Raw genomic sequence first — 24076 nt, 5'->3', positions numbered from 1 at the left:
ATCCGTCTGGCGCGCTAGTCTTGGCGATCTGATTGAGGAGCTTCGATGAACGTCGCCATTTCTTCGCGCACGCCGCAACAGGCGCTGGCTGCTTTACTGGATCGCTATGCCCCGGCGCGTCTGCTGCTGATCGGTGCCAGCGAATTTCCGGCGCTCGCCGCTTTCAAGCAGGCACATCCGGACACCTGCGTGGCCCACGCCGCACCCGGCGCGCTGCCCGCCGAACTCGCGGCGCGGCGCTTCGACCTGGCGCTGGTGGTCGATTGCCTGGAGCATTTGCCCAAGCGCGACGGCCTGAATCTGCTGGGCGGAATCCGCAATCTCAACGCCAGTCGGATCGCGGTGCTGGCGGATCTGCCGGCCAGCGGCTGGCAGGAAACCGATTTCTATTCGCTGGCGCTGCAGGCCAGCGAACGCTTTCAGCGTGACGAGCAGGTACTGACCCTGTTCACCTATGATCTGCTTGACTACAAACAAGTCCCCGACTGGCTCAACTCGCGGTTCTGGGCCAATCCGGAAAACTTCGGCAAATACTGGTGGTAATGCAATGAGTACAGCCATTTGCCCGTGCGGCAGCGGCAATCTGCTGGAGGCCTGCTGCGGTCACTATCACGAAGGCCACCCGGCGCCTTGCGCCGAAGCGCTGATGCGTTCGCGCTACAGCGCCTACGTGCTGGGGCTGATCGATTATCTGGTGGCCACCACCCTGCCCGCCCAGCAGGCCGGTCTGGATCGCCAGTCGATCAGCGCCTGGAGCGCGCAGAGCACCTGGCTCGGTCTTGAAGTCGAAAGCTCGGAAGTGTTCGGCGGCCAGCCCGAGCACGCCTTCGTCACCTTTACCGCGCGCTGGCACGACAGCCAGGGCGAGCACAGCCACCGCGAGCGCTCTTCGTTCGTGCAAAACGCCGGGCGTTGGTACTTCATCGACCCGACCGTGCAGTTGAAGCTGGGGCGCAATGACGCGTGCCCGTGTGCCAGCGGGCAGAAGTTCAAGAAGTGCTGTGCGGGGTATTTCGGCGCATAAAGGGAAGCGCCGACTAGACTGGGGCACAAAGGGAGTTTTTTCGATGCTCGGTCACCGTCGCACACTACATGGCTTGCTATTGATGCTGTTGCTGAACCTCGGCGGTTGCGCCTCATGGTTCAGCGACGACAGCGTCGACCCCGCCGTGCACCTGGTAAAAGTCGAGGTGGTGCGGGCCAAGTTGCTTGAACAGAAATTCATCCTGCACTTTCGCATCGACAACCCCAACGACAGCGACCTGACCGTGCGCGGTCTGGAATACCGGATTCATCTGGCGAACCTGTTGCTGGCCGAAGGCGAGCATGAGCACTGGTTCACCGTCGGGCCAAAACGCAGTGCCTATTTCAAAGTGCCGATCCGCACCAACCTGTGGCCTCGGGTAAAAGACGTGGTGAAAATGCTGAAAAACCCCAACCAGCAGATTCCCTATCGGTTGCAGGGCGAAATGGAAACCGGCTTATTCATCGCCCACTACGTGCACCTGGAGCGCAATGGCGTGATAATCCCCGCCGATTTAATTCCGGAGTACAACCGATGACTCAGCAACCTCATGTCCATGGCCCTGACTGCAACCACGATCATGACCATCATCATGATCACGACCATGGCCATGTCCACGGCCCGAACTGCGGCCATGCCCACCAGGAACCGGTGCGCAACGCCCTGAAAGACGTTGGCCGCAACGACCCTTGCCCATGCGGCAACGGCAAGAAATTCAAGAAGTGCCACGGCGCTTGATGCTTCAGGTGAAGATATTCTTCGCCTGACACATTGCCTTCGCGAGCAAGCCCGCTCCCACAGTTGACCGCGTTCCCGCTGACTGAACGCAGCCGACTGTGGGAGCGGGCTTGCTCGCGAAAGGGCCGGAACATTCACCCCGAAAGGTTCAGAGAGCCGCCAGAATCTGCGCAGCGCTGATCACCGTCGCATATTCCCCGTGCAAATTCCCCAGCGACATCCCGTGCACTTCTTCGGCTGAACGCGGTGTGCCGAAATAATCGGCCTTGTCGAAGGTGAAACACGCGTCCTCCACCACCCACGTCTCGAACTCCAGATTGCCCGCCGTGCGCGCTGTGGATTCCACCGAGTTGTGGGTCGCTACACCAACAATGATCAATTGCCCGATCCCCGCCTCACGCAACTGTGCCTCAAGCTTCGTAGCACAAAACGCATCCGGCACCTGTTTCTGGATCAGCCATTCGCCGTCCTGCGGCATGAATCTCTGCTGAAATTCCACCCCTGACTGCCCGGGCCAGAACACCGAATCCGGCTCACGCGACAGGTGCTGCACATGAATCACCGGACGATTACTACGGCGCCAAAGCCCCAGCAGATCGAGCATCCGCTCTTCAGCCTGCGGATTATTCCGCCGCCCCAGGCGCGGCTGCAGAATGCCTTGTTGCTGGTCGATGATGATCAGTGCAGCGTTGGCCTTCAGCTCCATGGCGTTTTTTCTCATGCAGGGTCAGTGAATTTCCCGCACTTCAGCATCACCGCCACGGGGTGAGCAAGCTCTGATTCAACCCGATCAAGGATCGCCCGGCGACGGTGAACGCGTATGTCTTGGTGCAGAAGATCAACCCGCCGAAATCCTGATATCTGGAAGGATCGTTGTTGTGGCGAGGGAGCTTGCTCCCGCTGGAGTGCGAAGCGCTCCCAAACTGGTCGCCGCGATCTATCAGGAAAATGCGCAGTCTGGATAACGACTGCTGCGCAGCCGAGCGGGAGCAAGCTCCCTCGCCACAAAAACACTGTTATCTCTGCAGATTTGCTGTTGGTCAGACAAATACAGAAATAACCGCTCGCCCCGCTTGCGCGGCCATCTCCCGCTCACTAACGTAGCGGCTTTATTGCGCCCCCAGCCTCTACACCCCCGCAGGAGCTTTGCCATGGCCTCGCCAGCCCTCACACATTTTCTTCCCCGGTTCGGCGTTGCCGCAGCAGTGACCGGTGTCTTGAGCCTGTCCGGTTGCCAGACCTGGAACGCGCAGGACACCCTGCCGCCCACCTCCGGCGTGCAACCGCTCAAGGGCCTGGCGCAGAACGTGTCGGTACGCCGCAATGCCATGGGCATGCCGTTGATCGAAAGCAACAGCTTCCACGACGCGCTGTTCGCCCTCGGTTACGTGCATGCCAGCGACCGCATCAACCAGATGGTCACCCTGCGCCTGTTGGCCCAGGGCCGTCTGGCGGAGATGTCCGGCGCATCGATGCTCGACGCCGACCGCTACATGCGCGCGGTCAACCTGAAGAAAAGCGCCGACGAGCTGTACAAGGCCTCGTCGCCACGCCTCAAGCGGTTCTTCGAAGTCTATGCGCGGGGCGTCAACGCCTACCTGTTCCGCTACGCCGACAAACTGCCGGGCGACCTCGCCGCCAGCGGCTACAAGCCGGAGTACTGGAAACCGGAAGATTCGGCGCTGATGTTCGCGCTATTGAACTTCAGCCAGTCGGCCAACCTGCCGGAAGAGATTGCCTCGCTGGTGCTGGCGCAAACCGTGACCAGCGACAAACTCGCCTGGCTTACCCCGTCCGCACCGGATGAAAATCTGCCACTGGCCGAGGCCGACAAGCTGCAAGGCCTCAAGCTCAACGGGCAGATCCCAGGCCTCGGCGAACTGAGCAACGCCAGTCAGCAATTGGCGGGGAATCTGCTCGGCACCCACACTTCGAACAACTGGGCCATCGCCCCGCAACGCAGCCGCAGCGGCAAGAGCATTCTTGCCAGCGACAGCCATGGGCCATTGGCCGCGCCGTCGCTGTGGACCTTCGTGCAGATTCGCGCACCGAAATATCAGGCTGCCGGCGTCACTGTCGCCGGTCTGCCGATGGTGCTCGGTGGTTTCAACGGCAAAGTCACGTGGAGCGCCACCAGCGTGCTCGGCGACAACCAGGACCTGTTCCTGGAAAAAATCCGCCGTCAGGGCAACAGCCTGACCTACGAGGTCAACGGCAAATGGCAGCCGCTGGGCGTGCGCAACGAAACCTATTTCGTCAAAGGCCAGCGACCGATTCGCGAAGCAGTATACGAAACCCGCCACGGTGCGCTGCTCAACAGTGCCCAGGCGGCGCAGGGCAACGGTTTTGGCCTGGCCCTGCAAACCCCGAGCTTCACCGATGACAAATCGCTGGACGCGTTTTTTGACCTGACTCGCGCGCAGAACGTTGAACGCGCGTCGGACGCCAGCCGCGAGATCCGCGCCATCGCCCTGAACATGGTATTCGCCGACGCCAGCAACATCGGCTGGCAGGTCACCGGGCGTTTCCCCAACCGGCGCGAAGGCGAAGGCCTGCTGCCATCGCCGGGCTGGGAAGGCCGCTACGACTGGGACGGTTATGCCGACCCGATGCTGCACCCGTACGATCAGGATCCAGCCCAGGGCTGGCTCGGCACTGCCAATCAGCGGGTCATTCCTCACGGCTACGGCATGCAGTTGTCCAACTCCTGGGGAGCGCCAGAGCGCGGCGAGCGCTTGGCGGAACTGGCCGGCAGCGGCAAACAGGACGGTCGCAGCGTGATCGCCATGCAGTACGACCAGACCACGACGTTTGCCGCCAAGCTGAAGAAAATGTTTGAAGCGCCGGGCATGAAGCAGCCGCTGAAACAGGCAATCGACGCCCTGCCGGAAACCGATCGCAGCAAGGCCCGCGAGGCCTTCACCCGCTTGATGGCCTTCGACGGCAAGCTCAGCCCGACCTCGGCCGATGCGGCGATTTATGAGCTGTTCCTGCAAGAAAGCATGAAGCAGATGTTCCTCGACGAACTCGGCCCAGAGTCGAGCGCGGCGTGGAAAGCCTTTGTTGCCAATGGCGACTTGTCCTACGCGGCGCAGGCCGATCACCTGCTCGGGCGCGAAGACAGCCCGTTCTGGGATGACCTGCGTACCCCGCAGAAAGAAGACAAAGCGCAGATTCTGGCGCGCAGTCTGGCGGCGGCGATCAGTGCCGGCGACAGTCAGTTGGGCGGCGATCACAAGGCCTGGCAATGGGGCAAACTGCACAGCTACACGTGGAAAAACGCCAACGGCCAGACCGTACGCGGCCCAATGGCTGCCGGCGGCGATCACACCACGCTCAATACCGCAGCGTTTGCCTGGGGTCAGGACTTCAACACCACGCGGGCGCCGTCGATGCGTTTCATCGTCGATTTCAGCCAGAGCGAGCCACTGATGGGCCAGAACGGCACCGGCCAGTCCGGCAACCCGGCCAGCCCGAATTACCTCAACGGCATCGATGCGTGGCTCAAGGGTCAGTACATCGGCTTGCCGCTGCAGCCGCAGAACTTTGACCGGGTGTATGGCAAGACGCGTTTGACCCTGACCCCGGGCAAATAATGGCCGTCCCTTTGTAGGAGTGAGCCTGCTCGCGATCGCGGTCTGACCTTCAAAATTGAAGCGTCTGACACACCGTCATCGCGAGCAGGCTCACTCCTACAGGGGCTTTGTGTCGCCCCGGAAAATAATCGATAGAACTTCCAGACTCGCGCCAACCTCATAGCTAACAAGCCCTCCATTCAGGTAACGACATGGACCTTGTTATCGCCCGCCCCGAAGGTTTGTATTGCCCTGCCGGGGACTTTTATATTGACCCGTGGCGCCCGGTCGAACGCTCGGTGATCACCCATGCCCACGGCGATCACGCGCGTACCGGCAATCAGCATTATCTGGCCAGCAGCGCCAGTGAAGGGATTTTGCGCGCGCGTCTGGGTCAGGACATCAACCTGCAAACCCTCGCCTACGGCCAGCGGCTGACCCACCACGGTGTGACCTTGAGTTTCCATCCCGCCGGGCATGTGCTGGGTTCGGCCCAGGTGCGTCTGGAATACGGCGGTGAAGTCTGGGTCGCGTCGGGCGACTACAAGATCGAGCCCGACGGCACCTGCGCGCCGTTCGAACCGGTGCGCTGCCACACCTTCATCACCGAATCGACTTTCGGCCTGCCGATCTACCGCTGGCAGCCGCAGGCGCAGGTATTCAACGAGATCAACCAGTGGTGGCAGGCGAACATCGCTGTGGGCAAGGCCAGCGTGCTGTTCTGTTACTCGTTCGGCAAGGCTCAGCGGATTCTCCATGGCATCGACGCCAGCCTCGGCCCTATCCTCAGTCACGGTGCGGTCGAACCGCTGAACCGGGTTTACCGCGAGGCCGGGGTATACCTGCCACCGACGATCTACGCCGGCGATGTGAAAAAGTCCGACCCGCTCATGCGCCAGGCGCTGGTAATCGCCCCGCCCTCGGCGGGCGGCAGCACCTGGATGCGCCGGTTCGGTGACTACAGCGACGCCTTCGCCAGCGGCTGGATGCGCCTGCGCGGCACCCGCCGGCGGCGCGGCGTGGATCGCGGTTTCGTGCTGTCGGATCACGCCGACTGGCCGGGCCTGCTCTGGGCCATCGAACAGACTGGCGCCGAACGGGTGATGGTCACCCACGGTTCAATCGGTGTGCTGGTTCGGCATCTGCGTGAACAAGGCCTGGATGCGCAGGGTTTCAACACCGAATACGGCGACGACGAAGAGGAAAACATTGGCGCCGAGCCGGTTATCGCCGAGGTGCAAGCATGAAAGCCTTCGCCGAGCTGTACGCCGAACTCGACGCCACCACATCGAGCAACGCCAAACTGGCGGCGATGCAAACCTACTTCGCCCAGGCTGCACCGCAAGACGCGGCATGGGCGGTGTACTTTTTGTCCGGTGGACGCCCACGGCAACTGGTACCGGTGCGCATCCTGCGCGAACTGGCGGTGGACGTCTCGGGGCTGCAACCATGGCTGTTCGAGGAAAGTTATCAGTCCGTCGGCGACCTGGCAGAAACCATTTCGTTGGTGCTGCCGGAAAACCTGCACAGCTCTGAAGCCGGTCTTGCTGAATGGATCGAAGACAAGCTGCTGCCACTGCGCGGTGAAACCCCGGAATACCTCGCCCGCCAATTGCCCGCACTGTGGGCGCAACTGGATCGGCCGAGCCTGATGCTGTGCATCAAGTTGATCACCGGCAGCTTCCGCGTCGGCGTGTCGAAACTGCTGGTCACCCGCGCTCTGGCGTCGATGGCCGGCCTCGACAGCAAACGCGTGGCGCAGCGCCTGGTGGGGTACACCGACCTGTCGAACCGGCCGAACGCTGCCAGCTACCTGAAACTGATCGCGCCGGAATCCGCCGACGAACACGCGCAACGTGGCGGCCAGCCCTACCCGTTCTTCCTCGCCCATGGCTTGTCACAACCGGTGGAGGAATTTGAAGCGCTGCTGGGGCCGGCGAGCAACTGGCAGGTGGAGTGGAAATGGGATGGCATCCGCGCGCAGGTGGTCAAGCGCGAGGGTCGGCTGTGGGTCTGGTCGCGGGGTGAAGAACTGGTGACCGAGCGTTTCCCCGAGTTCGATACATTGATCCACGCGTTACCCGACGGCACGGTGATCGACGGCGAAATTGTAGTCTGGAAAAGTACCCATCCGACCACCGAAGACGCCTTTGATCCGCAATCGACCGCCCCACCGGCGGTGCAACCTTTCGCCCTGCTGCAGCAACGCATCGGCCGCAAAACTCTCGACAAGAAAATCCTCGAAGAAGTGCCGGTGGTGGTGCTTGCCTACGATTTGCTGGAGTGGCAGGGCGAAGACTGGCGCAACCGTCCGCAGGCAGAACGGCGTGCGCAACTGGAGCAAGTCATCGCTCAGGGTAACAACCCGGTGTTACTGGCCTCGCCGATTCTGACCGGCAGCGACTGGTTCGATCTGGCCCGGCAGCGTGAAGCCTCACGGCGCCTGGGGGTCGAAGGCATGATGCTCAAAGCCCGCGACGCGCTGTATGGCGTGGGCCGGACCAAGGACATGGGCGTGTGGTGGAAGTGGAAGGTCGATCCGTTCAGCGTCGATGCGGTATTGATCTATGCCCAGCGCGGGCATGGCCGGCGCGCCAGTCTGTACAGCGATTACACCTTCGCCGTGTGGGACGGCCCGCCTGAGTCCAGCCAACGAGCGCTGGTGCCATTCGCCAAGGCGTATTCGGGGCTGACCGACGAGGAGATGCGCCAGGTCGACAGCATCGTGCGCAAGACCACCGTGGAAAAATTCGGCCCGGTCAGCAGTGTCAAACCGAGCCTGGTGTTCGAGCTGGGTTTCGAAGGCATCGCCCTGTCGCGCCGACACAAGAGCGGCATTGCCGTGCGCTTTCCGCGAATGCTGCGCTGGCGCCAGGATAAAACGGTGGATGAGGCGGACAGTCTGGCGACGTTGCAGGACTTGCTGGCCTGACCCGGTTTACCGGAACATTCATCACCTTTGACCGAACGAAGCTCCTGTGGCGAGGGAGCTTGCTCCCGCTCGACTGCGCAGCAGTCGCACAATGACGGTCTGTCTGAAAAACGCAGGGGAGTGCTTCGCCCTCCAGCGGGAGCAAGCTCCCTCGCCACAATGGCTCGTCCCATCTCTTGAAAATGCGTGCATCGACCCAACATGGTGCAGCCTTCCACAGCCGCCCATTCCCGTGCACCAATCCCTCTCGCCGCCCCCACCCGCCACCTTTTAAAACACTTGTTCGGGACTCTGGTTCGGAAATTGCTACTTTCTATAGGTCGTACGCGTTCCAGTAACAATAATTCTGCGCCACAAGCGCTCATATTGGTTCTTAGGGATTGAATAATGAAAAAAGCATTGCTGACCCTTTCTGCACTGGCGTTGTGCATGGCCGCCGGCTCCGCGCTGGCCAAGGAATACAAAGAGCTGCGTTTTGGCGTTGATCCTTCCTACGCACCGTTCGAGTCGAAAGCGGCCGACGGCAGCCTGGTGGGCTTCGACATCGACCTGGGCAACGCGATCTGCGCCGAGCTGAAGGTCAAGTGCAAATGGGTCGAAAGTGACTTCGACGGTATGATTCCGGGCCTCAAGGCCAATAAATTCGACGGTGTGATCTCGTCGATGACCGTGACCCCGGCTCGCGAGAAAGTCATCGACTTCTCCAGCGAACTGTTCTCCGGCCCGACCGCTTATGTGTTCAAAAAGGGTTCCGGCCTGAGCGAAGACGTCGCGTCCCTCAAGGGCAAAACCGTGGGCTACGAGCAAGGCACCATTCAGGAAGCCTACGCCAAAGCCGTGCTGGACAAGGCTGGCGTGAAGACTCAGGCCTATCAGAATCAGGACCAGGTTTACTCCGACCTGACTTCCGGTCGTCTCGATGCCGCCATTCAGGACATGCTGCAAGCCGAACTGGGCTTCCTGAAATCGCCAAAAGGCGAAGGCTACGAAGTCAGCAAGCCAGTCGACAGTGAATTGCTGCCGGCCAAAACCGCTGTCGGTATCAAGAAAGGTAACACTGAGCTGAAAGCGCTTTTAGATAAAGGTATCAAAGCGTTACACGACGACGGCAAATACGCCGAAATTCAAAAGAAACACTTTGGCGATCTGAATCTGTACAGCGGCAAATAATGCCCCGGCGCCCATCCTTGATGGGCGCCTTTTCCATCCGCTCAGGTTGCTGATTTATGTTCGAAAACCTCTTACAAAATCTGGGGCTCTCCGCGTTCAGCCTTCAGGGTTTCGGCCCGTTGCTGTTGCAAGGCACCTGGATGACCATCAAATTATCGGCGATGTCGCTGCTGGTGGCCGTGTTGCTCGGCCTGCTCGGCGCCAGTGCCAAGCTGTCAAAAGTCAAACTGCTGCGTCTGCCCGCCCAGCTCTACACCACGCTGATTCGCGGGGTGCCGGATCTGGTGCTGATGCTGCTGATCTTCTACAGCCTGCAAACCTGGCTGACGTCGCTCACCGACTACATGGAATGGGAATACATTGAGATCGACCCGTTCAGTGCCGGGGTGCTGACTCTGGGCTTCATTTATGGCGCGTACTTCACTGAAACCTTCCGAGGGGCGATCCTTGCCGTGCCGCGCGGTCAGGTCGAAGCCGCCACCGCCTATGGCCTCAAGCGCGGCCAGCGCTTTCGCTTCGTGGTGTTCCCGCAAATGATGCGCTTCGCCCTGCCGGGCATCGGCAACAACTGGATGGTGATGCTCAAGGCCACCGCGCTGGTCTCGATCATCGGCCTGGCCGATCTGGTCAAAGCCGCGCAGGACGCCGGTAAAAGCACCTATCAACTGTTCTACTTTCTGGTACTCGCCGCCTTGATCTATCTGCTGATCACCAGTGCTTCGAACGTCATCCTGCGCTGGCTCGAGCGCCGTTACGCCGCCGGCGCACGGGAGGCCGTACGATGATCGAACTTCTGCAGGAATACTGGCGAGCCTTTCTTTATACCGACGGGCAAAACATCACCGGTCTGGCGATGACCCTGTGGCTGCTCAGCGCTTCGATCTTCATCGGCTTTCTGGTGTCGATCCCGTTGTCGATTGCCAGGGTTTCCACGCATTTCTATGTGCGCTGGCCGGTGCAGTTCTACACCTACCTGTTCCGCGGCACGCCGCTGTATATCCAGTTGCTGATTTGCTACACGGGTATTTACAGCCTGGCCGCCGTGCGCGCGCAGCCACTGCTCGACAGTTTCTTTCGCGATGCGATGAACTGCACGATCCTCGCGTTCGCCCTGAACACCTGCGCCTACACCACGGAGATTTTTGCCGGGGCGATCCGCAGCATGAACCACGGCGAAGTCGAAGCGGCCAAAGCCTACGGCCTGACTGGCTGGAAGCTGTATGCCTACGTGATCATGCCCTCAGCCTTACGGCGTTCGCTGCCGTATTACAGCAACGAAGTGATCCTGATGCTGCACTCGACCACTGTAGCCTTCACCGCGACCATCCCCGACATCCTGAAAGTTGCGCGGGACGCCAACTCGGCGACCTTTCTGACCTTCCAGTCGTTCGGTATCGCCGCGCTGATCTACCTGACCATTACCTTTGCGCTGGTCGGCCTGTTCCGCCTCGCCGAACGCCGCTGGCTGGCCTTCCTCGGGCCGACCCACTAGGAAATTCTGTAATGCGACACCAGATCCATGACCTGTTGGCCCCGCTGCCCGGGACTGCACGACAGATCCACAGCTTCCACTTTGGCCCGGAGCAGGCCCAAGGCAAAATCTACATTCAGTCCTCGCTGCACGCCGACGAGCTGCCCGGCATGCTCGTGGCCTGGCACCTCAAGCAGCGCCTGGCGGAGCTGGAAGCTGCCGGGCGCCTGCGCAGCCAGATCGTGCTGGTGCCGGTAGCCAATCCGGTCGGCCTCGAACAAGTGCTGATGGACGTGCCGCTGGGCCGCTACGAGATGGAGAGCGGGCAGAACTTCAATCGCTGGTTCGTCGACCTCAGCGAAGAGATCGGCAATGACATCGAGGGCAAGCTGAGCGATGACCCACAACGCAACCTTGAGTTGATCCGCGCCAGCCTGCGCAACGCCCTCGCCCGCCAGATACCCGCCACGCAACTGCAATCCCAGCGCCTGACCCTGCAACGGCTGGCGTGCGATGCCGACATGGTGCTCGACCTGCACTGCGACTTCGAATCGGTGGTTCACCTCTACACCACGCCCGAAGCGTGGCCGCAGGTCGAACCACTGGCGCGCTACATCGAAGCCCAGGCCAGCCTTCTGGCCACGGATTCCGGCGGCCAGTCGTTCGACGAATGCTTCACCCTGTTGTGGTGGCAATTGAAGGAACGCTTTGGCGAGCACTTCGAGATTCCGCTGGGCAGTTTTTCGGTGACCGTGGAGTTGCGTGGCCAGGGTGACGTCAATCATCCAATGGCAAGCCGTGACTGCCAGGCCTTGATCGACTACCTGATCCAGTTCGATGCGATCGTCGGCGAAACCCGGCCGCAGCCGCCCTTGCCGTTCCCCGCCACACCGCTGGCCGGTGTCGAACCGGTCACCACTGCGGTCGGCGGCCTGCTGGTGTACACCGCGCAAGCCGGGCAATACCTGCAAGCCGGGCAACAGATTGCCGAAATCATCGACCCGATCAGTGATCGGGTCACCCCCATTTGCTGCACCGCTGCCGGCGTCATGTACGCCCGCTCGCTGCGACGCATGGCCACTGCCGGCATGGTGATCGCCCACGTGGCGGGCGCCGAAGCCTACCGCAGCGGCTACCTACTTTCGCCTTGAGGATGTCTGTCCCATGTACAAATTGACCGTTGAAGGCCTGCACAAAAGCTACGGCGACCATCAGGTACTCAAAGGCGTTTCGCTCAAGGCCAAAACCGGCGACGTGATCAGCCTGATCGGCGCCAGCGGCTCGGGCAAGAGCACCTTTTTGCGCTGCATCAACTTCCTCGAACAACCCAACGACGGCGCCATGAGCCTGGATGGCCAGGCGATCCGCATGGTCACCGATCGCCACGGCATGCACGTCGCCGACCCGAATGAACTGCAACGCCTGCGCACGCGGCTGGCGATGGTGTTCCAGCACTTCAACCTGTGGAGCCACATGACCGTGCTGGAAAACATCACCATGGCCCCGCGCCGGGTGCTGGGCTGCAGCAAGCAGGAAGCCGAAGACCGCGCGCGCCGTTATCTGGACAAGGTTGGTCTGCCGGCGCGGGTTGCCGATCAGTACCCGGCGTTTCTCTCCGGCGGCCAGCAACAGCGGGTGGCGATCGCCCGGGCGCTGGCGATGGAGCCGGAAGTGATGCTGTTCGACGAACCGACCTCGGCGCTCGACCCGGAGCTGGTAGGTGAAGTGCTGCGGGTGATTCAGGGACTGGCCGAGGAAGGCCGGACGATGATCATGGTGACCCATGAAATGAGCTTTGCCCGCAAGGTCTCCAGCCAGGTGTTGTTCCTTCATCAGGGGCTGGTGGAAGAAGAAGGTGCGCCGGAAGACGTGCTGGGCAATCCGAAGAGCGAACGGCTGAAGCAGTTCCTCAGCGGTAACCTCAAGTAACTGGTGCACATAAAACCTGTGGGAGCGGGCTTGCTCGCGAAAGCGGTGGGTCAGTCAGCATGTTTTGAATGACCCACCGCTTTCGCGAGCAAGCCCGCTCCCACAAGGGTGCATGTACTCGCACAAAATTAAACTTGTCCCTCACCGGCGCGGTCACTGAAGGAACAACTTCAGAGCGCACGCCGCCGGTATGCCCACCTCCACCGACCTCGCAAAAACCTGGTTCAGCGCACGCAACTGGAAGCCGTTCGCCTTTCAAAAGCAGGTGTGGGCCGCCGTCAAACAAGGTCAGTCGGGGTTGCTCCACGCCAGCACCGGTGCCGGCAAAACCTACGCCGTGTGGTTCGCGGCGCTCAATCGCTTCGCCCGCATCAAACCCAGCGTCGCAGACAGCAAAAAACGCAAAGCGCCTGCCGAACCGCTGACCGTGCTGTGGATCACGCCGATGCGTGCCCTCGCTGCCGACACCGCGCGCGCCTTGCAAGCGCCGGTCAGCGATTTGCTGATTCCGTGGAGCATCGGTCTGCGCACCGGCGACACCAGCAGCGCCGAACGCGCGCGTCAGGGCCGGCGCCTGCCGACCACACTGATTACCACCCCGGAAAGCCTGACCCTGCTGCTCGCTCGCGCCGACGCCAAGACCGCGCTGTCGAGCCTGCGGATGATCGTCGTCGATGAATGGCACGAACTGCTCGGCAACAAACGCGGCGTACAGCTGCAACTGGCCCTCGCCCGTCTGCGCCATTGGCAACCCGAGCTGATCGTCTGGGGCGTGTCCGCCACCCTCGGTAATCAGGCCCACGCCGAACAGGTGCTGATCCCACAGGGTGGCGGCATCAGCGTGCAGGGCCAGAGCGAAAAATCACTCAAGGTCGACACCTTGATCCCACCGGCCATCGAGCGTTTCCCGTGGGCCGGGCACATCGGCTTGAAGATGCTCCCGCAAGTGGTCGCCGAACTGGACGCCTGCGCCAGCAGCCTGGTGTTCACCAACACCCGCGCGCAGTCGGAAATCTGGTATCAGGCGCTGCTCGAAGCGCGGCCGGACTGGGCCGGGCTGATCGCGTTGCACCACAGCTCACTGTCCCGCGAGACCCGCGACTGGGTCGAGCAAGCGTTGAAGGATGGGCAGTTGAAAGCCGTGGTCTGCACCTCGAGCCTGGATCTGGGCGTGGACTTTTTACCGGTGGAACGGGTGCTGCAAATCGGCTCGGCGAAAGGCGTGGCGCGGCTGATGCAGCGGGCCGGGCGCTCCGGTCACGCGCCGGGGCGCACCTCGCGAGTGACACTGGTGCCGACCCACAGCCTGGAACTGATCGAGGCCGCCGCCGCAGGCGACGCCGTGGAGCAACGACTCATCGAACCGCGTCTGTCGCCGCACAAACCGCTGGATGTGCTGGTGCAGCATCTGGTCAGCATGGCGCTGGGCGGTGGCTTTATTCCCGAAGAGCTGTATGAAGAAGTGCGTGGTGCATGGGCTTATCGTGATCTGACACTGGCAGATTGGGCCTGGGCGCTGGCTTTCGTACGTCACGGCGGGCTGTCTCTGACAGCCTATCCGGATTATCGCCGGGTCGAGCCGGACGAACACGGTGTCTGGCGGGTACCCGATGCGCGATTGGCGCGTCGTCATCGCATGAGCATCGGCACTATCGTCAGCGACGCGAGCATCAATCTGAAATTCTGGAGCAAGGGTGGCGGCGGCAAGCAGTTGGGCAGTGTCGAGGAAGGTTTTATCGCGCGGCTGAAACCCGGCGATGGCTTTTTGTTTGCCGGGCGCCTGCTGGAGTTGGTGCGGGTGGAAAACATGACCGCGTACGTCAAACGCAGCACCGCGAAAAAAGCCGCCGTGCCGCGCTGGAATGGCGGGCGAATGCCACTTTCCAACGAACTGGCCGCCGCCGTGGTCAGCCGCTTCACGGCGGCAGCACGGGGCGAGTTCGTCGGCCCGGAAATGCACGCGCTGCAACCGTTGCTGCACACCCAGGCGCACTGGTCGGGTCTGCCCACCTCTGACAGTCTGTTGGCGGAGGTGCTGAAATCCCGCGAGGGCTGGCACCTTTTCCTCTACCCGTTTGCCGGGCGCCAGGTGCATCTGGGGCTCGCCAGCCTGTTGGCCTGGCGCGCGAGTCAGCGCCAGCCGCTGACGTTCTCGATTGCGGTGAATGATTACGGGCTGGAGTTGCTCAGCGCCACGCCAGTCGACTGGTCCAGGCGATTCGACGCGGCGCTGCTCAGCCCCGAGCATCTGCTGCGCGACGTGCTGGCCAGCCTCAATGCCGGGGAGTTGGCGTTGCGGCGCTTTCGCGAGATCGCGCGGATCGCCGGGCTGGTGTTCGCCGGCTATCCCGGCGCGCCGAAAAGTACCCGCCAGGTGCAGGCCTCCAGCGGATTGTTCTTCGAAGTGTTCAAACAATACGACGCTGACAACCTGCTGCTGGCTCAAGCCGGGGAAGAAGTCTTACGGGAAGAACTGGATATTCGTCGTCTGGAACAGACATTGGAGCGGATCAACTGGATGAAACTGGACATGCATCTGATCAAACGTCCTACACCGTTAGGCTTTCCGTTGCTGGTGGAGCGCATGCGCGAAAGCATGAGTTCGGAAAAACTCGCTGACCGCATCCGGCGCATGGTCGGCGATCTGGAGAAATCCGCCGATAAGGGTAACGCTTGATGAGCAGCGGCTATCCAGTGCGATTGGCCGGCGAAGACCTCTGGTTGCTGCCGGAAAAGGCCCTGTACTGGCCGGCGCAGCAAGCGCTGCTGATCGCCGATGTGCATTTCGGCAAAGCCGCAGCGTACCGCAGCCTCGGCCAGCCGGTGCCGCAGGGGACCACGGCGGCGAATATCGAAGTGCTCGACCGCTTGCTGGCGAGACTGCCCTGTCGGCAGCTGATTTTCCTCGGTGACTTTCTGCACGGCCCCGGTTCGCATGCGGCGGGCACGCTGAATGCCTTGGCCGAATGGCGTGCACGGCACGCGGATCTGCCGATGACGCTGATTCGCGGCAACCACGACAAACGCGCCGGGGATCCACCGGCGGCGCTGAATATCCGCGTGGTTCCAGAGCCGCTGCTGCTCGGGCCGTTTGCCCTGCAACACGAACCCGACCCGCATCCCGAACGGCATGTGCTGGCCGGGCACGTGCATCCGGTCTATCGGCTTAACGGCAAGGGGCGCCAGCGTTTGCGGCTGGCGTGTTTCCGACTGGGTGAGCGATTGAGCCTGCTGCCGGCCTTCGGCGCCTTTACCGGTGGCTATCAGGTCGAGAAAGATGCGCAGTGCAGGATTTTCGTCATCGGCGACAACGAAATATGGCCAGTCAGCTGAGGTCTTGGGCAAACCTCGACTGACTGGCCATTATGGGGCAGCGGCTCAGGCCACTGGCGCGGGTGGCGGCTCGTCCGGCAGCGTCGGCTCGCCGGGTTCGGTCGGTTGTTCGTTGGGGGTATCGGGATCAGGCTGACCGGGAATGCCGCCAGCCATGTGGAAAGCCGGGTGTGCCAACAATGACCAGGCCAAAACGCCAATCTGATTGGGCTCAAGCCTTGCCAGTTCGGCGGTGATATGCGGATCGATCTTCATGCAACCTCCTCGGCGAAGGCCCGCTTTGCCAGAAGCAAAAACGGGCAGTACACCCCATAGAGTGTCTGCCCGCCAAAGAATTCCCGCGAACCGCCGGATGGATCAGGTACGCGGCAGGGTCACGCCACGCTGGCCCTGATATTTACCGCCACGATCCTTGTAGGAAACTTCGCATTGCTCGTCGGATTCGAGGAACAGCATCTGCGCCACGCCTTCGTTGGCGTAGATTTTCGCCGGCAGGTTGGTGGTGTTGGAGAATTCCAGGGTCACGTGGCCTTCCCACTCAGGCTCGAGCGGGGTGACGTTGACGATGATGCCGCAGCGCGCGTAGGTGCTTTTGCCCAGGCAGATGGTCAGCACATTGCGCGGAATACGGAAGTATTCGACGGTGCTGGCCAGGGCGAAGGAGTTCGGTGGAATGATGCAGACGTCGCTGTGAATGTCGACGAAGCTGCCGGCGTCGAAGTTCTTCGGATCGACGATCGCCGAATTGATGTTGGTGAACACCTTGAAATGATTGGTGCAGCGCACATCGTAGCCGTAGCTCGACACACCGTAGGAGATCACACGGCTGTCGTCGCTGCCGCGCACCTGGCGCTCGACGAACGGCTCGATCATGCCCTGTTCCTGCGCCATGCGGCGAATCCACTTGTCCGATTTGATGCTCATGGCGGGTGTCCTGAATAGCGAGGTGGAAAAAATCTGTCCGGCATCTTACCGGGCGCGCCGCCGCGTTCAAAGTCCGCGCTGCAATTCTCGCCGAACACGCTGGAAATACAGGCTCTGGCGACGAACCGTCACACCGCCGATCCCTAAAACAGAGAAACCTTCGCAAGAAACATTGGCACGTTCCGGAAAAAGGGTTAAGGTGGCGCCACTGTGTTGCTTGTGTCACTGAGAATCTCTACACGATATGTTGAATTTCGATCCAACCATCTACAAGAATTTTTCCTGCTCTTTGCACTCAGTCTCGGCCAGGGTTCTTCCTGAGTCGCAGTTATCTTTGTTCAAGGAGTTACACCATGTCTAATCGCCAAACCGGTACCGTTAAGTGGTTCAACGATGAAAAAGGCTTCGGCTTCATCACTCCACAATCCGGTGACGACCTGTTCGTTCACTTCAAAGCTATCCAATCCGACGGCTTCAAAAGCCTGAAAGAAGGCCAACAGGTTTCTTTCATCGCTACCCGCGGTCAGAAAGGCATGCAAGCTGAAGAAGTACAAGTTATCTAACTTGTAGCTTCTTTAGAAAAGAGCCCCGCCCTCAAAAGCGGGGCTTTTTTGTGAGCGCTGTCGCGTCCTGAATAAGGTTTACACCTTCTGACCAATCTTCAGGAGGATTCAATGGATACCGGAAAAAGGCGGAGCCAGCGCGATTACACGCTAGCTTTTAAATTGTCAGTCGTAGATCAAGTCGAAAAAGGCGAGTTGAGTTATAAAGAGGCTCAACGGCGCTTTGGCATTCAAGGCCGGTCCACGGTACTGGTTTGGTTACGCAAGCATGGCCGACAGGACTGGAGCCAAGGCGCCTCAATCCGAGCGCTGCGGAGCAGGCCGATGACCGACCCCAACCTACCGCTGACACCCGAACAGCGGATCAAAGAGCTTGAAGAACAGTTGGCGCTGAGCAATCAGAAGGCCCAGTTCTTTGAAGCTGTCGTGAACGTCTTGAAAAATGATTACGGTGTGTCCATCGTAAAAAAGCGACCCGGCAAGTCCTCTCGCAAGGGCAAATCCAAGACCTGAGCATTACCAGGGCTTGCCTGTTTATGGGCATTTCGCGCCAAGCGTATTACAAGCGCAACCGAGCCTTTGACGCGAGAGTTTGCCAAGACCAGCAGGTAGTGGAATTCGTTCTGGAAAAGCGTCGGCGCCAGCCGAGGCTTGGGACGCGCAAACTGCACCACCTGATGCTAATTGAAGCCGCAACAGCGCTACGTGTCGGTCGAGACCGCCTGTTTTCCATCTTGCGAGAGGCGCGAGAGCTGGTTCCTCGCAAACGTGCTTATCATAAAACCACGCATAGCCATCATCGCTTCCGCCGTCACCCCAACCTACTCAAAGCTGGCCCGGAACAAGTTGTAGCCAGCAGACCTGAGCAGGTTTGGGTCGCAGACATTACCTATCTCCCAACGCGGGAAAGTGTCGCTTACGTTAGCCTGATAACAGACGCGTACTCACGCAAAATCGTGGGTCATCATGTGCACAGCAGCCTGCATACGGAGTCGGTGGTCAGGGCGCTGCAGAAGGCTGTTAGTCAGCGAAAATCCAATCAACCGCTCATTCATCATTCAGATCGCGGAGCCCAGTATTGCTCTGATTTATACCAACGGATGCATACCCGGCATGGAATCAGGTGCTCAATGACTGACGGTTATGATTGCTATCAGAACGCTATGGCGGAGAGGGTAAATGGGATTTTGAAGACTGAGTTTTTGCTACATCGCCCCAAAGACCTGGCGGATGCAGTGAAAATGGTGGATGAATCGGTGCAAATCTACAACCGGGAGCGGCCGCACTTATCCCTGAAATACAAAACGCCCGATGCGGTGCATCGGGCGTTTTGAGACTGAAACAGGTGTAAACCTATTTCAGGACTAGACACGCGTGTTTTTCGCGGCCAAAAAAAAGCAGCCTCGCGGCTGCTTTTTTTACTTCGCCTTACCAGGCCACGCCAAACCCTGCGGTATAACGGGTCTTGTTCAAATCCGCGTCGTTGGTGCCGCTGATGATGTCTCGCTCAGCCTTGAGGTTCAGCGAAGCCCACTCAGTAACCTTGTAGCGCAGGCCCATTTCGGCATCCAGCGCATAGTCCGCGACACCGGACAATGGCTTGCCGACTTCGCCGTTGGTGAAGAACTCAACCTTCTTGCCGATCAGGTAGCGGTTGTAGTCCCACTTCATGGCGACGGAATAGAAGTTATCCTTGCTGCCATCGCTGTATTCGTAGTCGGTGCGGTTCAGCAACGAACCCAACGAGAACGCCCCCAATTCGTCATCCCAGAACTGATAGCCCGGACCGGTACCGACTACGCGCTGGCGCGAGAGCTCTTCGATATGATCGCGCTTGTAGTTCAGACGCCCCTGCCAGAACCACTGATCGGTCAGGAATCGATCAAGGGAGTACTCGGCGCGCCAGTTGTCAGTGGTGGTCACTTCATCCTGCACTTCGCGGTTGTATTCGCCTTCGGCGATGTGCCGCCAGCGCCCGTGACGGGCCGTAGTCTTGAAGCCGATGTCGTAGTCGTCGGTATCCTTTTCCGCACGCTGATAATCCAGCGCCAGATCGACGTTGCCCTTCCACACCAGATCCTCGACCACCGGTTTGGGTTTGAGAATCTGCTGGATGCTCGCCAGCTCGACGGTTTTCGGCGCCTCGCCGTTGGCCAGGGTGACCTTGCCGTCATCGGCGGCGCTCAACGACTTGGCCTTCTCGCCGGAGTAGGCATCCTGCTTGACCAGTAGCTCCTGATCACTCTCCAGGGTCTTGACCTCTTTCCAGTCGATGGTGACCGCACCCGCGTACTGGGTCTGGATCAACAGTTTGCCGCCATCGAAAAGGGAGATCTTGCCGCTCAATTTGTCACCGTTCTTCAACCAGACGGTGTCGGCAAGCAAGGGCGTTGACGCACTGAAAACAGCAAGGCACAGCAAGGTTCTGGACAACATAAGCAGATCGAGGGCTCAAGTTTGCGAAAAAGGTCGGCATTATCCGTGGGAATAAGACCCTGACAAGGACTGACCGAACGATTTCCATTGAGTTCATTTCTCATCTGGCCAACCAGCGATTACGCTTGAGCCCATCGATACGTCTATTGTTCAGGAACCGCGCAGGTGAAAGAGCCGAACCCTCCCGATGAAAGTGAAGCGCAAATCCGACGCACGGCGCTTTATTCCACCCTTGCCCAGGTGCCTGAGGGCAAGGTGGTCAGCTATGGTCAACTGGCTGACCTCGCGGGACTGGGGCGTGCCGCCCGCTGGGTTGGCCGCACCTTGAGCCAGTTACCCGGCGATACCCGATTGCCATGGCACCGGGTGGTGGGCGCCGGTGGTCGGATCAGCCTGCCGCCGGGCAGCCCCTCGGGGGACGAGCAGCGGGCACGATTGCGTTCTGAAGGCGTCACCGTCCTGAACAATCGTGTGGATATTCGGCGCCATGGCTGGCGTCCGATAGAGCACAGCGGTTAGAGTGCGCGCTTTGTTTTCGCAATCTTGAGGCAGACTTCAGCCCATGCCCCGTAAAACCTGGCGCGCCGCGCTCGCCGCCTATGCCAGTCCTTCGACGCTCGTGCTGTTGTTGCTCGGTTTTGCTGCCGGCCTGCCGTACATGCTGGTGTTTTCGACGCTGTCCGTCTGGCTGCGTGAAGCCGGCGTTGCCCGTGAAACCATCGGCTACGCCAGCCTGATCGGCCTGGCCTACGCGTTCAAATGGGTCTGGTCACCGCTGCTCGACCAATGGCGCCTGCCTTTATTGGGCAAACTTGGCCGCCGCCGATCATGGCTGGTGCTCTCGCAAACCCTGGTGATTCTGGGCCTGATCGGCATGGGTTTCTGTGATCCGCAGAAACATCTGTCCTGGCTGATCGCCATTGCCGTCGTTGTCGCTTTCGCCTCCGCTACCCAGGACATCGCGGTCGACGCCTATCGCCTGGAGATCGCCGACGACAGCCGCCAGGCCGCGCTGGCCGCCAGTTACATGTCCGGCTATCGCGTTGCCGCCCTGTTGGCCACGGCGGGTGCACTGTTCTTCGCTGAAGGCTTCGGCTCCACCGGCTTCAACTACAAACATTCGGCCTGGACCGGCACCTACGCGCTGTTCGGCGTATTGATGGTCCCTGCCCTGCTGACGTCGCTACTGATGCGCGAACCGCCAGTGCCCCTGCGCACGCAGCTGCAGGCCGGCCGCTACAGCTTCGTGCATCAACTGGCCTCGGTATTCGTGCTGATCGTGCTGCTGGTGTCGGTTCCGGCGATGTTTACCCAGCTCTACAACACTGATTTCGCCAGCGTACTGTTCGGTCAGATGAGTCCGCTCGACCTGCTGCTCGAAGACCGCGCCTTCCTGCGCGCGATCCTCTATACCCTGCTCACCGGTCTGTGCCTGTCGACCATGGGCCGTCGCGGCCTGGCGCCGGTACTGACCCCGGTTAACGACTTCATCCTGCGTTACCGCTGGCAGGCGTTGCTGCTGCTCGGGCTGATTGCCACCTACCGCATGTCCGACACGGTGATGGGCGTGATGGCCAACGTGTTCTACATCGACCAGGGCTTCACCAAGGATCAGATCGCCAGCGTCAGCAAGATCTTTGGCCTGATCATGACCCTCGTCGGTGCCGGCATGGGCGGCCTGCTGATCGTGCGCTTCGGCATCCTGCCGATCCTGTTCATCGGTGGCGCAGCTTCGGCGGCGACCAACCTGCTGTTCGTGATGCTGGCGGACATGGGCCCGAACCTGCAGATGCTGGTGGTGACCATCTCCCTCGACAACTTCAGTTCCGGCCTCGCGACCTCGGCGTTCGTCGCCTACCTGTCGAGCCTGACCAACCTCAAGTTCTCGGCCACCCAGTACGCCCTGCTCAGTTCGATCATGCTGTTGCTGCCGCGCCTGATGGGCGGTTATTCCGGGGTAATGGTCGAGAAGTTCGGCTACCACAACTTCTTCTTGATAACCGCGCTGCTCGGCGTGCCGACGCTGCTGTTGATTGCCCTGCACTGGTTCCAGGAAAACCGCCGCGCGGGCCCGACGCCAACGCCCGAGCCTGCACCGACCTCCGTGGTCGAAGAGTCGTAGGACATTTCAGCGACGGCGGGAGGATTCCCGCCGTCGAGCCTCACCGCCGAGCGCAATCCTGTACGTCGGCAAATCTCGCCGGTACACTGCTCCGTCATTTCCAGTCATAGCAACCGACAACGGCCAACCATGCGCACCAGTCAATTTTTGCTCGCCACACAGAAAGAAACGCCTTCCGATGCGGTCGTCGTCAGCCACCAGCTGATGCTGCGCGCCGGCATGATCCGCAAACTCGCTTCGGGCCTGTACACCTGGCTGCCGATGGGCTTGCGGGTAATGCGCAAGGTTGAAGCCATCGTTCGCGAAGAAATGAACGCTGCCGGCTCTCTGGAAGTGTTGATGCCGAGCACCCAACCGGCCGAGCTGTGGCAGGAATCGGGGCGCTGGGAAGAATACGGCCCTGAGCTGCTGCGCATCAAAGACCGCCATGGTCGCGATTTCTGCGCGGGCCCGACCCACGAAGAAGTGATCACCGATCTGATGCGCAACGAGTTGAGCAGCTACAAGCAGCTGCCGATCAACCTGTACCAGATCCAGACCAAATTCCGTGACGAAATCCGCCCACGCTTCGGTTTGATGCGCGGCCGCGAATTCATCATGAAGGACGCCTACTCGTTCCACGCCGATCAGGCTTCGCTGCAGGTCACCTATGACCGCATGCACGAGGCGTACTGCAACGTGTTCACCCGTCTGGGCCTGAAGTTCCGCCCGGTTGAAGCCGACAACGGCTCGATCGGTGGCGCGGGCTCCCACGAATTCCACGTGCTGGCCGAGTCCGGCGAAGACGATATCGTCTTCAGCAACGGTTCCGACTACGCGGCGAACATCGAGAAAGCCGAAGCCGTGCCACGCGAAACCTCGCGTCCAGCGCCGGCCGAAGAGCTGCGTCTGGTCGATACCCCAGATACCAAGACCATTGCCGCGCTGGTGGAAAAATTCAATCTGCCGATTGAAAAGACCATCAAGACCCTGATCGTCCACGCCGAAGAAGAAGGCAAGCTGATTGCCCTGATCATCCGTGGCGATCACGAGCTCAACGAAATCAAGGCCGCCAACCAGCCAGGCGTTGCCAGCCCGCTGGTGATGGCTTCCGATACCGAGCTGCGTGACGCCATTGGCGCCGGCGCCGGCTCGCTCGGCCCGCTGAATCTGCCACTGCCGATCATCATCGACCGTTCGGTCGAGCTGATGAGCGACTTCGGTATCGGCGCGAACATCGACGACAAGCACTACTTCGGCGTGAACTGGGAGCGTGACCTGCCAGTTCCGACCGTCGCCGACCTGCGTAACGTGGTCGCCGGTGACCCGAGTCCGGACGGCAAAGGCACCCTGGAAATCAAACGCGGCATCGAAGTCGGACACATCTTCCAGCTGGGCAACAAGTACAGCAAGGCGATGAAGTGCGAAGTGCTGGGCGAGAACGGCAAGCCGGTCACCCTGGAAATGGGTTGCTACGGTATCGGCGTATCCCGCGTGGTCGCTGCCGCCATCGAGCAGAACAACGACGAGAAAGGCATCATCTGGAGCGACACCCTGGCGCCGTTCCAGATCGCCCTGGTGCCGCTGCGTTATGAAACCGAGCAGGTGCGCGAAGCCACCGACAAACTGTACGCAGAACTGACTGCGGCCGGTTTCGAAGTGCTGCTGGACGATCGCGACAAGAAAACCAGCCCGGGCATCAAGTTCGCGGATATGGAGCTGATCGGCATTCCTCACCGGATCGTGGTCAGCGACCGCGGCCTCGCCGAAGGCAACCTGGAATACAAGAGCCGCACCGAGGCCGAAGCGCAAGCGCTGCCGGTCGCCGACGTGGTGTCCTTCCTTCAGGCCCGTATCCGCCGCTGAATCCAGATAGAGAC

23 protein-coding genes are annotated in these 24076 nt (G+C 60.6%); 19 read left to right on the top strand and 4 right to left on the bottom strand.

Annotation, left to right across the window (positions count from 1 at the left end):
• Nucleotides 1-45 precede the first annotated feature (45 nt).
• The 4 genes from AC1RBR_RS06380 to AC1RBR_RS06365 are packed head-to-tail and all read left to right on the top strand — an operon-like array spanning nt 46 to nt 1762.
• Entirely contained in the window at nt 46-543 is a 498-nt protein-coding gene (locus AC1RBR_RS06380; protein ID WP_095138440.1) for a DUF6231 family protein, read from the top strand.
• Nucleotides 544-547: 4 nt separating this feature from the next.
• Nucleotides 548-1024, top strand: coding sequence for a YchJ family protein (locus tag AC1RBR_RS06375; protein WP_027614356.1), 477 nt, complete (start codon nt 548-550; stop codon nt 1022-1024).
• 43 nt (nt 1025-1067) lie between these two features.
• Complete coding sequence (locus AC1RBR_RS06370; protein ID WP_492563487.1) at nt 1068-1562, top strand: LEA/WHy family protein; 495 nt, start codon at nt 1068-1070, stop codon at nt 1560-1562.
• Entirely contained in the window at nt 1559-1762 is a 204-nt protein-coding gene (locus tag AC1RBR_RS06365; protein WP_003198420.1) for an SEC-C metal-binding domain-containing protein, read from the top strand. The genes AC1RBR_RS06370 and AC1RBR_RS06365 overlap by 4 nt, the downstream gene beginning before the upstream one ends.
• 148 nt (nt 1763-1910) lie before the next feature.
• On the opposite strand, the gene AC1RBR_RS06360 is transcribed toward AC1RBR_RS06365, so the two are convergent.
• Nucleotides 1911-2468: a cysteine hydrolase family protein gene (locus tag AC1RBR_RS06360; protein ID WP_492567220.1), complete on the bottom strand. Its 558-nt coding sequence runs from the start codon at nt 2466-2468 to the stop codon at nt 1911-1913.
• Between the two features lie 445 nt (nt 2469-2913).
• Here AC1RBR_RS06360 and AC1RBR_RS06355 point away from each other — a divergent pair, with 445 nt between their 5' ends.
• The 10 genes from AC1RBR_RS06355 (at nt 2914) to pdeM (ending at nt 16172) form a co-directional block, all read left to right on the top strand.
• Nucleotides 2914-5358, top strand: a complete 2445-nt coding sequence (locus AC1RBR_RS06355) for a penicillin acylase family protein (RefSeq protein WP_492563486.1) — start codon at nt 2914-2916, stop codon at nt 5356-5358.
• A 191-nt stretch (nt 5359-5549) separates the two neighbouring features.
• Complete coding sequence (locus AC1RBR_RS06350) at nt 5550-6584, top strand: ligase-associated DNA damage response exonuclease (protein ID WP_492563484.1); 1035 nt, start codon at nt 5550-5552, stop codon at nt 6582-6584.
• Nucleotides 6581-8269, top strand: a complete 1689-nt coding sequence (locus AC1RBR_RS06345) for an ATP-dependent DNA ligase (protein WP_115986256.1) — start codon at nt 6581-6583, stop codon at nt 8267-8269. Before AC1RBR_RS06350 ends, AC1RBR_RS06345 begins: the two co-directional genes overlap by 4 nt.
• Nucleotides 8270-8656: 387 nt before the next feature.
• Entirely contained in the window at nt 8657-9439 is a 783-nt protein-coding gene (locus AC1RBR_RS06340) for a transporter substrate-binding domain-containing protein (RefSeq protein ID WP_042557957.1), read from the top strand.
• A gap of 56 nt (nt 9440-9495) precedes the next feature.
• The gene (locus tag AC1RBR_RS06335) at nt 9496-10224 is read left to right on the top strand and encodes an ABC transporter permease (protein WP_047601190.1); all 729 of its coding nucleotides are present in this window, start codon (nt 9496-9498) and stop codon (nt 10222-10224) included.
• The gene (locus AC1RBR_RS06330; RefSeq protein WP_115986257.1) at nt 10221-10931 is read left to right on the top strand and encodes an ABC transporter permease; all 711 of its coding nucleotides are present in this window, start codon (nt 10221-10223) and stop codon (nt 10929-10931) included. Before AC1RBR_RS06335 ends, AC1RBR_RS06330 begins: the two co-directional genes overlap by 4 nt.
• An 11-nt stretch (nt 10932-10942) precedes the next feature.
• Nucleotides 10943-12061 carry a succinylglutamate desuccinylase/aspartoacylase family protein gene (locus AC1RBR_RS06325; protein ID WP_166496558.1) on the top strand — a complete coding sequence of 373 codons (1119 nt, stop codon included), beginning with the start codon at nt 10943-10945 and terminating at the stop codon, nt 12059-12061.
• A gap of 13 nt (nt 12062-12074) precedes the next feature.
• Nucleotides 12075-12839: an ABC transporter ATP-binding protein gene (locus tag AC1RBR_RS06320; RefSeq protein ID WP_003222314.1), complete on the top strand. Its 765-nt coding sequence runs from the start codon at nt 12075-12077 to the stop codon at nt 12837-12839.
• 190 nt (nt 12840-13029) lie between these two features.
• Nucleotides 13030-15516, top strand: a complete 2487-nt coding sequence (locus AC1RBR_RS06315) for a ligase-associated DNA damage response DEXH box helicase (protein WP_492563481.1) — start codon at nt 13030-13032, stop codon at nt 15514-15516.
• Entirely contained in the window at nt 15516-16172 is a 657-nt protein-coding gene (gene pdeM, locus AC1RBR_RS06310) for a ligase-associated DNA damage response endonuclease PdeM (RefSeq protein ID WP_443534626.1), read from the top strand. Before AC1RBR_RS06315 ends, pdeM begins: the two co-directional genes overlap by 1 nt.
• 45 nt (nt 16173-16217) lie before the next feature.
• On the opposite strand, the gene AC1RBR_RS06305 is transcribed toward pdeM, so the two are convergent.
• Nucleotides 16218-16427, bottom strand: a complete 210-nt coding sequence (locus AC1RBR_RS06305) for a hypothetical protein (protein ID WP_095138430.1) — start codon at nt 16425-16427, stop codon at nt 16218-16220.
• 102 nt (nt 16428-16529) lie between these two features.
• Nucleotides 16530-17096: a dCTP deaminase gene (dcd, locus tag AC1RBR_RS06300; RefSeq protein WP_095138429.1), complete on the bottom strand. Its 567-nt coding sequence runs from the start codon at nt 17094-17096 to the stop codon at nt 16530-16532.
• Nucleotides 17097-17449: 353 nt separating this feature from the next.
• Here dcd and AC1RBR_RS06295 point away from each other — a divergent pair, with 353 nt between their 5' ends.
• On the top strand, nt 17450-17659 hold the full coding sequence (locus tag AC1RBR_RS06295) for a cold-shock protein (protein ID WP_002554837.1): 210 nt from the start codon (nt 17450-17452) through the stop codon (nt 17657-17659).
• 111 nt (nt 17660-17770) lie between these two features.
• A protein-coding gene (locus AC1RBR_RS06290) for an IS3 family transposase (RefSeq protein ID WP_177325627.1) occupies nt 17771-18993 on the top strand; the annotation gives its coding sequence in 2 pieces (ribosomal slippage) (nt 17771-18122 and nt 18122-18993; 1224 coding nt in all).
• 94 nt (nt 18994-19087) lie between these two features.
• Here the strand turns inward: AC1RBR_RS06290 and AC1RBR_RS06285 are convergent.
• Nucleotides 19088-20095, bottom strand: a complete 1008-nt coding sequence (locus tag AC1RBR_RS06285) for a DUF481 domain-containing protein (protein WP_095138428.1) — start codon at nt 20093-20095, stop codon at nt 19088-19090.
• Between the two features lie 165 nt (nt 20096-20260).
• Here AC1RBR_RS06285 and AC1RBR_RS06280 point away from each other — a divergent pair, with 165 nt between their 5' ends.
• The 3 genes from AC1RBR_RS06280 to AC1RBR_RS06270 all read left to right on the top strand — a co-directional run bounded on the left by AC1RBR_RS06280 (nt 20261) and on the right by AC1RBR_RS06270 (nt 24062).
• A complete protein-coding gene (locus tag AC1RBR_RS06280) occupies nt 20261-20614 on the top strand; it encodes an MGMT family protein (RefSeq protein WP_095138427.1) in 354 nt (117 codons plus the stop codon).
• Between the two features lie 43 nt (nt 20615-20657).
• Nucleotides 20658-22217, top strand: coding sequence for an AmpG family muropeptide MFS transporter (locus AC1RBR_RS06275; RefSeq protein WP_095138426.1), 1560 nt, complete (start codon nt 20658-20660; stop codon nt 22215-22217).
• Nucleotides 22218-22346: 129 nt separating this feature from the next.
• Nucleotides 22347-24062: a proline--tRNA ligase gene (locus AC1RBR_RS06270; RefSeq protein ID WP_492563476.1), complete on the top strand. Its 1716-nt coding sequence runs from the start codon at nt 22347-22349 to the stop codon at nt 24060-24062.
• Nucleotides 24063-24076: the final 14 nt, after the last annotated feature.

Source organism: Pseudomonas sp. GW823-FHT01D03 (assembly GCF_058798255.1).
This window is presented reverse-complemented; position numbering and strand designations above follow the sequence as displayed.

Bases quoted from the DNA above. Each gene is read 5' to 3' on its own strand.
- AC1RBR_RS06375 (WP_027614356.1), top strand. From the start codon at position 548: ATGAGTACAGCCATTTGCCCGTGCGGCAGCGGCAATCTGCTGGAGGCC.
- AC1RBR_RS06275 (WP_095138426.1), top strand. From the start codon at position 20,658: ATGCCCCGTAAAACCTGGCGCGCCGCGCTCGCCGCCTATGCCAGTCCT.
- AC1RBR_RS06285 (WP_095138428.1), bottom strand. From the start codon at position 20,095: ATGTTGTCCAGAACCTTGCTGTGCCTTGCTGTTTTCAGTGCGTCAACG.
- AC1RBR_RS06330 (WP_115986257.1), top strand. From the start codon at position 10,221: ATGATCGAACTTCTGCAGGAATACTGGCGAGCCTTTCTTTATACCGAC.
- AC1RBR_RS06350 (WP_492563484.1), top strand. From the start codon at position 5,550: ATGGACCTTGTTATCGCCCGCCCCGAAGGTTTGTATTGCCCTGCCGGG.
- AC1RBR_RS06380 (WP_095138440.1), top strand. From the start codon at position 46: ATGAACGTCGCCATTTCTTCGCGCACGCCGCAACAGGCGCTGGCTGCT.
- AC1RBR_RS06315 (WP_492563481.1), top strand. From the start codon at position 13,030: ATGCCCACCTCCACCGACCTCGCAAAAACCTGGTTCAGCGCACGCAAC.
- AC1RBR_RS06355 (WP_492563486.1), top strand. From the start codon at position 2,914: ATGGCCTCGCCAGCCCTCACACATTTTCTTCCCCGGTTCGGCGTTGCC.
- pdeM (WP_443534626.1), top strand. From the start codon at position 15,516: ATGAGCAGCGGCTATCCAGTGCGATTGGCCGGCGAAGACCTCTGGTTG.
- AC1RBR_RS06335 (WP_047601190.1), top strand. From the start codon at position 9,496: ATGTTCGAAAACCTCTTACAAAATCTGGGGCTCTCCGCGTTCAGCCTT.
- dcd (WP_095138429.1), bottom strand. From the start codon at position 17,096: ATGAGCATCAAATCGGACAAGTGGATTCGCCGCATGGCGCAGGAACAG.
- AC1RBR_RS06325 (WP_166496558.1), top strand. From the start codon at position 10,943: ATGCGACACCAGATCCATGACCTGTTGGCCCCGCTGCCCGGGACTGCA.
- AC1RBR_RS06270 (WP_492563476.1), top strand. From the start codon at position 22,347: ATGCGCACCAGTCAATTTTTGCTCGCCACACAGAAAGAAACGCCTTCC.
- AC1RBR_RS06305 (WP_095138430.1), bottom strand. From the start codon at position 16,427: ATGAAGATCGATCCGCATATCACCGCCGAACTGGCAAGGCTTGAGCCC.
- AC1RBR_RS06295 (WP_002554837.1), top strand. From the start codon at position 17,450: ATGTCTAATCGCCAAACCGGTACCGTTAAGTGGTTCAACGATGAAAAA.
- AC1RBR_RS06340 (WP_042557957.1), top strand. From the start codon at position 8,657: ATGAAAAAAGCATTGCTGACCCTTTCTGCACTGGCGTTGTGCATGGCC.
- AC1RBR_RS06320 (WP_003222314.1), top strand. From the start codon at position 12,075: ATGTACAAATTGACCGTTGAAGGCCTGCACAAAAGCTACGGCGACCAT.
- AC1RBR_RS06370 (WP_492563487.1), top strand. From the start codon at position 1,068: ATGCTCGGTCACCGTCGCACACTACATGGCTTGCTATTGATGCTGTTG.
- AC1RBR_RS06360 (WP_492567220.1), bottom strand. From the start codon at position 2,468: ATGGAGCTGAAGGCCAACGCTGCACTGATCATCATCGACCAGCAACAA.
- AC1RBR_RS06365 (WP_003198420.1), top strand. From the start codon at position 1,559: ATGACTCAGCAACCTCATGTCCATGGCCCTGACTGCAACCACGATCAT.
- AC1RBR_RS06345 (WP_115986256.1), top strand. From the start codon at position 6,581: ATGAAAGCCTTCGCCGAGCTGTACGCCGAACTCGACGCCACCACATCG.